Genomic DNA, 10628 nt, shown 5'->3' with positions numbered 1-10628 from the left:
CTTCTACCCCGGCCACCCGATCGGTTACCTGCATATAAACCAGCAGGCGCAGAGCACCGGGACCAATACCCACAATGCTTTCTATCTTTGCCGGTACCTTTGTCTTCCTTCCCAGCATATCTTCTACCGGGATGGTGTTTCCCGGATCGGCTTGATGGCTTGGATGGCCTTTGCATCCTGGCATCAACAGAATAATCACCAGCAAAGCAGATGAAATCATCAGGGATCGTATGGCCTTTCTCAGATGGCCGGCTTGAAAAGGATAGCTCTTTCGGACAGATGACATGGATTGAAATGTTACCATTACTAAAATCGTGTTACCATGGGTGTAAAAAAAATTAATCCAGACTGGTCATTACCAGTTTGCCGTGTTTGACGCCCTTCAATCCGATCAGTTTGTCGGAGAGGTCTATAAGCTGGGATGCCCGTCCCTTCAATACAATGGTTTCAAGACAGTTATTGTGATCCAGATGGATGTGTTGCATGGATAGTACCAGGTTATGATGATCGTGCTGAATGTCGGTAGATTGACCCGACAAATCTCTTTTGTGGTGGTCGTATAATAAAGTCACGGTACCTGCCACTTGCTTGTTTTCCTGCCAATTGTCGGCTATCAGATGTGCTTTGATCAGGTAACGTATGGCTTGGGATCGGTTGGGGAAATGGTGCTTGGCAACCAGATCATCCAGTTCTTCAAGTACCTGCTCATCCAGCGATACTCCAAAACGTTTAATGGCCATGGATATGCTTTTATTAACAGATCATAAAGATACGAAAAATTAGGCCTGATAACATTACCTGTATTTGAATAACAACTTATCCCTGTAAATTTCAGGGAAATCGCCGATTTTGGAATTGAACCCGGATCATCTTCTATTCCTTGTCAGATATCCTGCTCAAAGGGATATACCAGCCCGATGCGTTTGCGTATATCGTCGAGCATTTCCATGTTTTTCAGGCTGAGACCGGGTGGCATGACCTCGCTTTGTTTCTTATGCTCACGAAGCAGGTGGTTCATTTCTTCGATCTCATAATTGAATCCTGCAGATTCCCGTTCATCGGTCCATTCAAGGATTTTTCGCCCATCTTTGAGAATGGCTTTGCGGGCTCTCCAAAAATCGGGTATCTCGATGTATCCCTTGCTGCCGTATATCAGTCCCTTATGGCTGGTAGGATGCTTGATGGAGCAAGTAAGTTGGGCCAATGCACCATTTTCGTAGCGCAGGATCATACCGGTGGTTTCGTCAACGCCTGTTTCTCCTAATGTGGCTTTAGGGTGAATTTCGCTGCATATTGCCCCGGCCATGGTATTGGCAAATACCAGCGGATAGATGCCGATATCCAGCAATGCTCCACCAGCCAGTTGAGGGTTGTAAAGCCTTTGCTGGGGCCGGGTAGGCGAGGGATCACCAAAATCCGCCTGGATCAGTTGTACATTGCCGATTTGCCCCTTCTCGACCCATTCCCGGGCTTTTTGTATGGCAGGTAAAAAGCGGGTCCACATGGCCTCCATAAAAAGCAGATTTTCTTGATGGGCTGCATCGATCATCTCTTTTAGTTGCAACGCATTGACGGCCGCGGGTTTTTCACACAACACAGCTTTACCATGCTGCAGGGCACTCAGGGTGTTGTGATAATGCTCGGAGTGGGGGGTGGCTATGTATACCACATCGATGTCAGGGTCTTTTAGAAGCTGATCGTAACCATCGTAAGACCTTGGAATTTCATATCTCCCGGCAAACGCATCAGCCCGGTCCCCGGAACGGGAAGCCACTGCCATGATCTCACCTTCATTTACAAACCGATAATCCTCGGCAAACTTACCGGCAATAAAACCGGTTCCTATGATACCCCATTTTATTCTCATAATCAGTTGTTTAAATTTTTGAGTTCCTCTTATTTTTGCTTATCCAACAATCTTTTTTCCGGGAGCTCCTAATTTAAAAAATCGCCGGGAAATTGTCATCCTTTCCATTCAGCCTGGTGCCTCTTTGAAGGGTTGGTTGTGTCGTCGTCAGAGTACACTTTTTTCCCCAGAGGCAACACCGAATATCTGTACCAGCTGCACGCGGTTGCGGAGTCCGGTTTTTCTGAATATATTATGATTATGATCCTTATCATTTTTTTCCAGGTGGCCCTTGATCAGAAACACCAGCGGAAGGTCACCGGCAAAATAGAGAAGCAGAAAATACAGCAGGTAAAGGGCAATATATGCAACAATGCCCAGCTCAATGGCGGGAAAGGCCAAACACTAGTAATTACCTGTAAGGGAGATTTTTTCATCCTTTTGCAGGTATTCTTGTAACCGGATGGTACATGGATGGGCTTACCCTGGCAGCAGGCAGCCTGCCGGTATGACCACTTAACCCGGCCCATGCCCTTCGCTATGAGTAGCAACTTGTTTTAAGATCCGCTTACTCCGGATCCCTCAAGAAGGAGCACTCCGGGAGATAGGGTATTTCGTATCCTGCTCCCGGACAGTTTTGGTTTACATTAGAACCACGGCCGGAGAAGTGAATGGGAAAGGCCTTCTGTTGGCCGCGGGAAGTCTTTTAGCTGTTTATTCCTCCTGATTTTCTTTCTGCTGATCTTCCGTTTTTTTCCCCTGGGTGTGCTCCTTCAAATCGGTCTTGAACTGTCCCCGCGCATTTTTACTGATGTTTCGGGTACTGACCAGGTGGCTTTTGTGGGTATCCTTTATCTCTATAGTATCCAGCCTTTGATCAAAGTCGATTGTAGTATCTTTCTCCAGGTCAAATTCCTTGGTTTTGAATATGGTGGCATTGATCCGAAGTTTATTTCCGGTAAGGGCAGCATAAGGAACCAACAAACCCCATAATCCGTAAAGAGCTACCAGCAGGGCAATCAGAAATTTGATCCCGTCATATAACCATGCGAAATTTTCTATCCGAAAGCTGTCGATTACCACGATCAAACCTACGATCAATACGATGATGTAAATATCAGGTGTTCTTCTGTAGTTCTTTTCCATAACAATTGTTTTTTAAATTCCAAAATTCTTTGCGAGATCGGGTTATAGAATGCTATTCTATACCAATTTACCCAAAAAAGCTGAAAAATCAAAGCCGTAAAAAAATAAAAAAATTATGACCCACCTTGCAGCTTTTTACGTGATTAATCAATGGAGCCCTTTGATAAAGGTGGGGTTCAGTATTCAATTGTTAAACTAAAAAACAACAGTTATGTTAAGAAAGATTCAGTTTCTGGCTGTAATAGCAGGAATATTCCTGCTAACCTTATCAGCCTGTGAAGAGTTGGTCGATGAGACGAATGAAGAAGATGAAATCACCCTGGAAGCCGATGCGGGTTTGGATTTCTCTGCGGAGGTTGGAGCGCTTGTTCAGCTTGATGGAGGCAACTCCTCCTCATCTGAAGGTAGTTTCACCTATTTCTGGGAATTCTCCGGTATACCATCGGAAAGCGATGTCCAGCTGGAGGATGCCAACACGGCGACACCTTCTTTTACTCCCGATGTTCAAGGGGACTATAACATTGAGCTGGTCATCACCAATGGGAACCAGGAGGATTCTGATCAGGTAACGGTAAGTGTATCAGCTGCTTCAGCTACTCCCATCGAAGTAAGTGGGGAGATTGCTGAAGATATGATATGGAAAGACCACATTTCGGATCCGGATATTCCTGATTATCATATTACCGGGCATGTAGATCTGAAAGCCCAGCTTCAGATTGAGCCAAACGTGCTCGTTCATGTTGATGAGGATAAGGGTTTTTATGTCAATGATGCAGGTGCCTTGATCTCTGAGGGGACTGCCGCTTCTCCTGTTATCTTTGATAATACCAATGCAGCGGCGGGTTTGCTTTGGAAAGGCATCAAAGTGACTTCCTCCAATTCGCTGAACAAGCTGGAGCATACCCACATCCTTCATGCCGGCAATTCAGAAATCGGATTTTCCGGTCCGGATTTTACCACAGCCATCGGTATTGAAGGAGGAAAGCTCAGCCTGCTCAATACAACAGTGGAACAGAGCGGCGGTTACGGCCTGTTTTTACATAGTGGTGAATTGGACGGGTTCACGCAAAATTCCTTTATTGACAACACCCGGTATGCCATCCGTATCAATGCGGAACAAGCCGGTCAGTTGGATGGGGGTACTTCCTTTTCTGATCCCTCTTCGGCCGTACAGATTTATTCTTCTGCCCTGGAAGCTTCCACGCAAACCACCTGGCCCGATCTGGCAGGAGAAGCCCGGTATACAGTCAGCGGTCATGTGAATTTACAATCACACCTGATCATCGAACCCGGCGCCTCTTTTGATTTTGAAGAAGATATAGCTCTCAGGGTCTATAGCAATGGTGTGCTGGAAGCCGATGCTGCTGAACAGGACCGCATTGTATTCACCAGCAAGAAAGCTTCCTCCGGCATTTACTGGAAAGGCATTTATGTGAACAGCAACGATTCAAGAAATCAACTATCCAATGTGGAGATCTCCTTTGCCGGTAATAGTGAGTGGAATTTCAGCGGATATGACTATGCCGGAGCCATAGGCATAGAGGATGGCCAGATTGGCCTGGCCCAGGCCACCATCAGCAACAGCAAGGATTATGGGATTTATGTAAAAACAGGTAGCTTCGTCAGTTTCAGCTCCAACAACTTTGAGGAGAATGTTGTTCCTGTCGCTTTGATGGCCAATCAGGCCGGCATGATCGACGCCGCTACCACCTTTAGCAATAATGAATGGGACGGCATACACGTTTATGGCAGTACCCTTACGGAAGAGGCGACGTGGTTAAATCTCAGTGGTGATGCCCGTTATCGGATTACGGGTGATGTATACGCCGAGAACGGGCTGACCCTGAACCCGGGTGTTCATATGGCCTTTGATGAAGACCGCAAGCTTAAGATACAGAATTCAGGTTATTTCGTGGCCGATGGTACCGCCACCGATGGGATTACTTTGACCTCCTCCAATGAAGCAGGCCAGATACGCTGGGAAGGATTATGGATTGCCTCATCCGACGCCCGCAATAGCCTGAGTTACGTGACCCTGGATTATGCCGGCGGGTCCGAGATGAATTTTGCCGGTCCCAATTATTTTACCGCACTGGGCGGCGATAATGATGACGCACCCTATGTCTCGGTAAACAATTCTGTCATATCCAATAGCGGAGGATATGCCATTTATTGGGAAGGCGGAACCATCAACGATGTCACTTCCGCTGCAGCCAACAATACCTTCAGCAATAATGCCGAGTTCAATGATGTGGTGATGCCTTAGGGTTTCTGATATCTTTCCGGGCGCCCGGCGGTCATGGACCGTTGAGCCCCGGAGAGATTACCAGCCTTAAAAGAGCATTCCCCTGCTGCCGCGTGCAAATAACCCCGCTAAGCGTGGTAGTATGAGGAATCTTAACAAAAAACAGCTTTTAGTTCTCCTTGCAGAGGAGCGTTAAAAGCTGTTTTCGAATGAATTAAGCCTCGTTCTTTGCCGATGGCTTATAGCTTTTCAAGCGCATTTTTGAATCTTGAAGTAACTTCATCGGCAATCCCTTCCAGTTCGGGGTTATTCAGCATTTCCATCAGTTGTGAGGGATTAACGGCAACAACTTCTGTCTTCCCACCACCCACATCTTTGACCAGCACCTTACAGGGGAGAAAAACCCCAATATTCTCTTCTTTTTGAAGGGTTTGCCAGGCAAACCTGGCATTGCACGCTCCCAGAATGCGATAGGTATTCATGGTTTTACCCAGCTTTTCTTCCAGGGTTTTATGCATATCAATCTCTGTGACGATGCCGAAACCCTCTTCTTTAAGCGAAGCTTTCACCTGCTGTGTGGCTTCATCCATTGTGGCTGTTAGGGTTTTGGAAAAATAAAACTTTTCCTTCTCGACGTTTTCCTGTGCCACGCTGGCGATGGTGATCATCACCATCAGGATACCTGTTAGTATGGATGTTTTTTTCATAGGTAACATTTTATAGATTAGGGTACAATCATTTTGCCAAAAAAGTTCAATATATTTAAATATGTCAATTTATTGTAATATTGAAGGATCATCCTTTGCTTTCCATAATTTGACTTCTTTGGAAGTGTTTCCCCGGCCTGAGACTATTTTAGCTAAAAATGGTCCCTTTCTAGGGAGAAAGCTAACAACTTGAAAAAAATTTTGAAAAAAATGACAGGAATGTGATCCGTTCGTTGATTTTTTTCGTGTTTACCATTGTAAGACCGTTGGGTCATTAACGGAAATATAAGCCTTTTATCATCCACAATTGTTCAAAGAATCTTATATCCTTTTGATAGGAACCATTCAGGTACCATTTATGGCACAACCCATTTATTAGGTTCATTAAAACATTGGGTAGATACATTTATGAAGCATCAGCTATTGACTTTTCAGTTGATGTTCAGTAAATTTCATGTATAATATAAATAAGCAAACTATGATGAAACATTTCGTGTTAACATTTGCATTGTTAGCCTGGATTCTCTTGGCATTCAACCTCCAGGCGCAGGAGTCCGACACAGTTCAAACCTATGAACGGCCTTACAGTCAGCTGTTACAGGGTGGATTTTCCTTTGGTTATTATGGTTATGGATACGTTGGTAACCGCGTAGGATTCACCCTTCCCTTATCTGCTGCCTATGAGACATTTGTAGCAGATGAGATCAGTGCAGGGGGATTTATCGGCTACAGCAGCTACCGTTATGAGGGTGTGAGCGACTACAGGTACCGGTGGACTTTTCTAAATTTTGGTGCCCGGGCTTCTTATCATTATATTCCTTTGCTGAATGAGCTGACCGATGCCGAGATCGATCAGGAGAAATGGGATTTCTACATTTCTTTGATGCTGATCTTTGAGCGCAGGTCGTTCAGCAGCAGCGATGATTATTATGAAGGCTACTATGATGATAAGTTTGCTACCAATCTGGGGTCTGTGGCAGGATTTCGTTACAAGTTCTCCAACAACCTGGCCGCTTATTTCGAGGGTGGTCGTGGCACCTTCGGATATGGCACGATCGGAGTGACCCTCATGTTTTAATTTGTTTTCCCGGAGAAGATCAAGTGCGGCAGGGTCCATGTCCTGATCATTTTCGGTGCGTGGTCAGGGGAAGTAGGTGGAAAGATTCCGGAGTTGGCCCAGGAAGTAGGGATCTGCATGAGGATCTTCCCTGATCATATCAAAAGCAGAGGCATAAGCCGGGGAGTCTGTTGCGTCTGTACCCCGGGCACCCCCCTCTGCGAGGGTTTTGAGAGCAGAAGTGTAAGCGTATTTCCAGTGCTGGTTGCCGTAAAGTTCGGAATATATGGTCATCCCTTCAGCGGCATATTGGCTGGCCAACGCCCACTTCTGCTCCTTGATAAAGTATTCGGCCATCACTTCCGCGCATGTACCCCTGAGGGAATGGATGCTGTTCAACCCGCTTTGAACGATTTCATATGCCCGATACATATTCCGCGATGCCCGTCCCATCTGGCTCAGCTCGAGATGACCTCTTGCCAGCTGGATTAGGGTATAGGCCCGGTAAGGATGATCCTCCGGATAAATTTGCTTTTCGAAGGTCCTGACTTTTTTCAAAAGCTTCATGGCTGCCTTGTGTTGATCTTGTCTGAGCAGGGAAACAGCCAGGTTGTATTGTCCGATGGAGATGGATTTTTTTTCATTGGGATAATATTGTTCCTTTATTTCGAGTGCTTTTCGAAAATAATGCTCGGCCTGTTTCATTTTTCCGAAGTCCCGGTAAACCAATCCCACTGTATTCATGCGTTGAGCCGTATAGATGTGGTTGGGCCCGAACTGATTGGTGTTGATTGTCAAAGCTTTCTTTGCATAGGAGAGGGCTTGCCTGTATTTTTGCTGCTTTTTAGCGATTCGTGAAGCCAGGGCCAGTATATATTCAAGTTCCCCTGAGTTTTCTCCATAGATCTTCATACCTTTACTGAGCGCCTGCTGGATGAAAAACTCGGCTGAATCGAGCGATTCGGTTCTCAAATAGGTGTTGGCCAGCATGGAGAGGTCATCTACGATATAGGCTGCTGACGAATCGGTAAACTGGCTGTGTAGGTTTTTCGCCCGGTGCAGGTATATCCTGGCACTGTCGTATTGCCCCATCTGATGGTGGGTATCGCCGATGGAGGAGAACAGCCGTGCCTGGTGCTTGCGGTTATCGGTAGCAAAGGTGTTCAGATTCCTGAACACGTGGTGATAAATGTTCATTGCCCGTTGGTAGCGTGATTCATGATAAAGTACATTGGCCAGCTGTTCAAGGTTTTCCGCAAAGGAACGGTTGTTCAGAGGTCCTGTCAGGGTATCGATTCGTAAAGCCTGATCAATGTAATACCTGGCGCTGTCGAGCCGGCCCGCAAGGAGGTGGGTCCTGGAGAGCTGGGAATAAACGCTGCTCATCTCCTCATGCTGGTTGGGGTATAGGGAAAGCTTAATGGCCAGTGCCCGTTTGATGGCCTGGTGGCTTTTTCTGTAATCTCCCCTTTCCCGGAACACCTCGCCCATGGTGAGCAGTATTTCTGCTTTGGTGTGTGATTCTATATTGTTGGTGTGGATTAAGTTGCTGTAACCGGTGGAGAGCATTTTATCGAGGCTGAGATCCTGCTTGTCATTGATATAGGGGTTCCCCATTCCGATGAGGCTTTTCATATAGGAGATGACGCTTTCGGCTCTCTTTGCTTCAAACCTGGCTTTTACGGCATTTTTTTGAGCGATATTGCGCTCGTGGTTTAATTGATGGTTGTGTTGTATATTGATTATGAAGAAGATGATCAATGCAGCAGCACCAATCTTGATTTTCAGACGATTTCTCCGGCAATATTTTGAAAAGATATAGAAGAAAGTGGGTTTCCGCACACTGAGGGGTTGTTTGTCAAAGAAATGCTGCAGGTCATGACGTAAATCCTGAACCGAAGCATAGCGTTCGTCAGGTTTGGATTGAAGGGTTTTGATCATTATGGCCTGCAAATCACCCCGGATTTTTTTATCATAATCCCCGAGCCGGCTCAATTTGCGGGTATAGAGGATTCGATCCTTATTTTTCCGGATCCCCACCGATTGAGAGAGGTGAGTTTTTCCTGAGAAGAAGCCTTCATCCAGCTCATCGCGATGCACTCCGATGATTAATCGGAAGAATAGCAGCCCAAGCTGATAGATGTCGGAGGCGGTGGTGATCTTTTGGTTTTTTATTTGTTCCGGGGAGGCCCAGGCAGGCGTGAAGGCTCTGATCCCTTCAACAGTGCTATACTGCGACTCATCCAGGATATGGGCTACTCCAAAATCCATGAGTTTGATGTGGCCATGCTCATCAACAAAGATGTTGGCTGGCTTGAGGTCTTTGTGAATGATCAGGTTTTGGTGGGCATGGTTAACGGCCTGACAGATGCGGTGGAACAGTCTAATGCGTTGTTCGATGGTAAGGCGGTTTTTATCGCAGTATTCGGTGACCGGTAATCCTGCGATGTATTCCATCACCAGGTAGGGTCTATCCTCTTTAGTTATGCCTCCGTCGTATATATTGGCTATATTGGGGTGGTTCAGGTCGGCCAGGATCTGTTTTTCCCGCTGGAAATATTCCTTGAGCAGTTCACCGGAGATGTTCTGCTTCATCACCTTGATGGCCACAACCTGGTTGAAATCCCCATCCGATCGTTCACCCTTATATACATGGGTCATGCCCCCGCAGGATATCAGGCGAATGATCCGGTATGTTCCTATCTGGTCGCCTTTTTCCAGGATTTGGTCTTCGGGCTGCGCACTTTGCATGATGCTCTGATTGAGATTCCCGAAATACCTGGAGGCGGAGTCGTGGCTGGCAAAGAGTTCCCGTATCTGTAAATAATAATCGGGAAAGCGCTTTTTCACGCGTTCCAGGGCCTTTTTCACCTCTATGTCGGAATCCAAATCCTCAGGAAGAAGATGTTGTATGGACTCCCAAATATCATGGCGAATAAACTCCATCTTACCTCATGATTTTATTCAGTGATGGTGATTGAAGCTTTTTTATTTCCCGGTGCAGCCAAAGCCGGCCCATGGACCAGTTGCGTTTGACGGTGGAAGGGGAGATATTCAGGGTATTGGCAGTCTCCTGAATACTCATCCCGGCGAAGAATCTGCATTCCACTATCTTAAGCACCGTTTTGTTGTATTGCTCCAGTTTTTTCAATGCCTTTTCCAGTGACTCAATCTCTTCGGCCGTCTTATAACTCAGATGGATTGCGGGTTCTTCTTTCAGTTCCACCTGATCGTGACGGCGTTTGAGGGCCAGTTTTTTACGGGCATAGTCCACCAGGATGTGGCGAATGGCCTTAGCCGCCAGGCTGTAAAAATGCCTGCGGCTTTCCCATTTCAGGTTCCGGTGGTTGAACAATTTGATATAAGCTTCATGGACCAGGGCGGTGGTGTTGAGCGTTTCGAATTCAGACCGGCCGAATTTGATGTTGTGGGCTACCTTCTTCAATTGGTCGTATACCAATGAAAATAACTGGTCATAGGCCTGCAGTTGTCCCTGATTATACTGGTCCAGTAATTCAGTTACAGGCAATTGGTGGTCATCCCTCATAATTGCATGTTTATGATGTCATGGTTGTTTAACAGGCCAGACAGTGTTTTGTTTGTTGAAAGCGATATTCAGCCTGCAAT

General features: G+C 46.3%; 10 protein-coding genes. 2 read left to right on the top strand and 8 right to left on the bottom strand.

Going from position 1 to position 10628, the window contains the following annotated elements:
* From KGY70_11050 to KGY70_11030, 5 genes are all read right to left on the bottom strand, one after another.
* On the bottom strand, nt 1-304 hold a 304-nt coding region (locus KGY70_11050), incomplete at its 3' end, for a hypothetical protein (protein MBS3775717.1).
* A 34-nt stretch (nt 305-338) separates the two neighbouring features.
* On the bottom strand, nt 339-740 hold the full coding sequence (nikR, locus tag KGY70_11045) for a nickel-responsive transcriptional regulator NikR (protein MBS3775716.1): 402 nt from the start codon (nt 738-740) through the stop codon (nt 339-341).
* 143 nt (nt 741-883) lie between these two features.
* Entirely contained in the window at nt 884-1867 is a 984-nt protein-coding gene (locus tag KGY70_11040) for a Gfo/Idh/MocA family oxidoreductase (GenBank protein ID MBS3775715.1), read from the bottom strand.
* A 147-nt stretch (nt 1868-2014) separates the two neighbouring features.
* Nucleotides 2015-2248 (bottom strand): hypothetical protein, encoded by a 234-nt coding sequence (locus tag KGY70_11035; protein MBS3775714.1) that lies wholly within the window; start codon nt 2246-2248, stop codon nt 2015-2017.
* Between the two features lie 312 nt (nt 2249-2560).
* Nucleotides 2561-2992 (bottom strand): hypothetical protein, encoded by a 432-nt coding sequence (locus KGY70_11030; GenBank protein ID MBS3775713.1) that lies wholly within the window; start codon nt 2990-2992, stop codon nt 2561-2563.
* Between the two features lie 211 nt (nt 2993-3203).
* Here KGY70_11030 and KGY70_11025 point away from each other — a divergent pair, with 211 nt between their 5' ends.
* The gene (locus KGY70_11025) at nt 3204-5258 is read left to right on the top strand and encodes a right-handed parallel beta-helix repeat-containing protein (protein MBS3775712.1); all 2055 of its coding nucleotides are present in this window, start codon (nt 3204-3206) and stop codon (nt 5256-5258) included.
* Nucleotides 5259-5476: 218 nt separating this feature from the next.
* On the opposite strand, the gene KGY70_11020 is transcribed toward KGY70_11025, so the two are convergent.
* Nucleotides 5477-5944, bottom strand: coding sequence for a DUF302 domain-containing protein (locus KGY70_11020; GenBank protein ID MBS3775711.1), 468 nt, complete (start codon nt 5942-5944; stop codon nt 5477-5479).
* A gap of 478 nt (nt 5945-6422) precedes the next feature.
* Here KGY70_11020 and KGY70_11015 point away from each other — a divergent pair, with 478 nt between their 5' ends.
* On the top strand, nt 6423-7022 hold the full coding sequence (locus tag KGY70_11015; protein ID MBS3775710.1) for a hypothetical protein: 600 nt from the start codon (nt 6423-6425) through the stop codon (nt 7020-7022).
* 63 nt (nt 7023-7085) lie between these two features.
* On the opposite strand, the gene KGY70_11010 is transcribed toward KGY70_11015, so the two are convergent.
* Together KGY70_11010 and KGY70_11005 are read right to left on the bottom strand one after the other, a co-directional pair.
* A complete protein-coding gene (locus tag KGY70_11010; protein ID MBS3775709.1) occupies nt 7086-9947 on the bottom strand; it encodes a tetratricopeptide repeat protein in 2862 nt (953 codons plus the stop codon).
* A 1-nt stretch (nt 9948) separates the two neighbouring features.
* Nucleotides 9949-10548 (bottom strand): sigma-70 family RNA polymerase sigma factor, encoded by a 600-nt coding sequence (locus KGY70_11005; GenBank protein MBS3775708.1) that lies wholly within the window; start codon nt 10546-10548, stop codon nt 9949-9951.
* Nucleotides 10549-10628 lie beyond the last annotated feature (80 nt).

Source organism: Bacteroidales bacterium, assembly GCA_018334875.1.
In the GTDB taxonomy this organism is placed as follows: domain Bacteria; phylum Bacteroidota; class Bacteroidia; order Bacteroidales; family UBA12077; genus JAGXLC01.
This window is presented reverse-complemented; position numbering and strand designations above follow the sequence as displayed.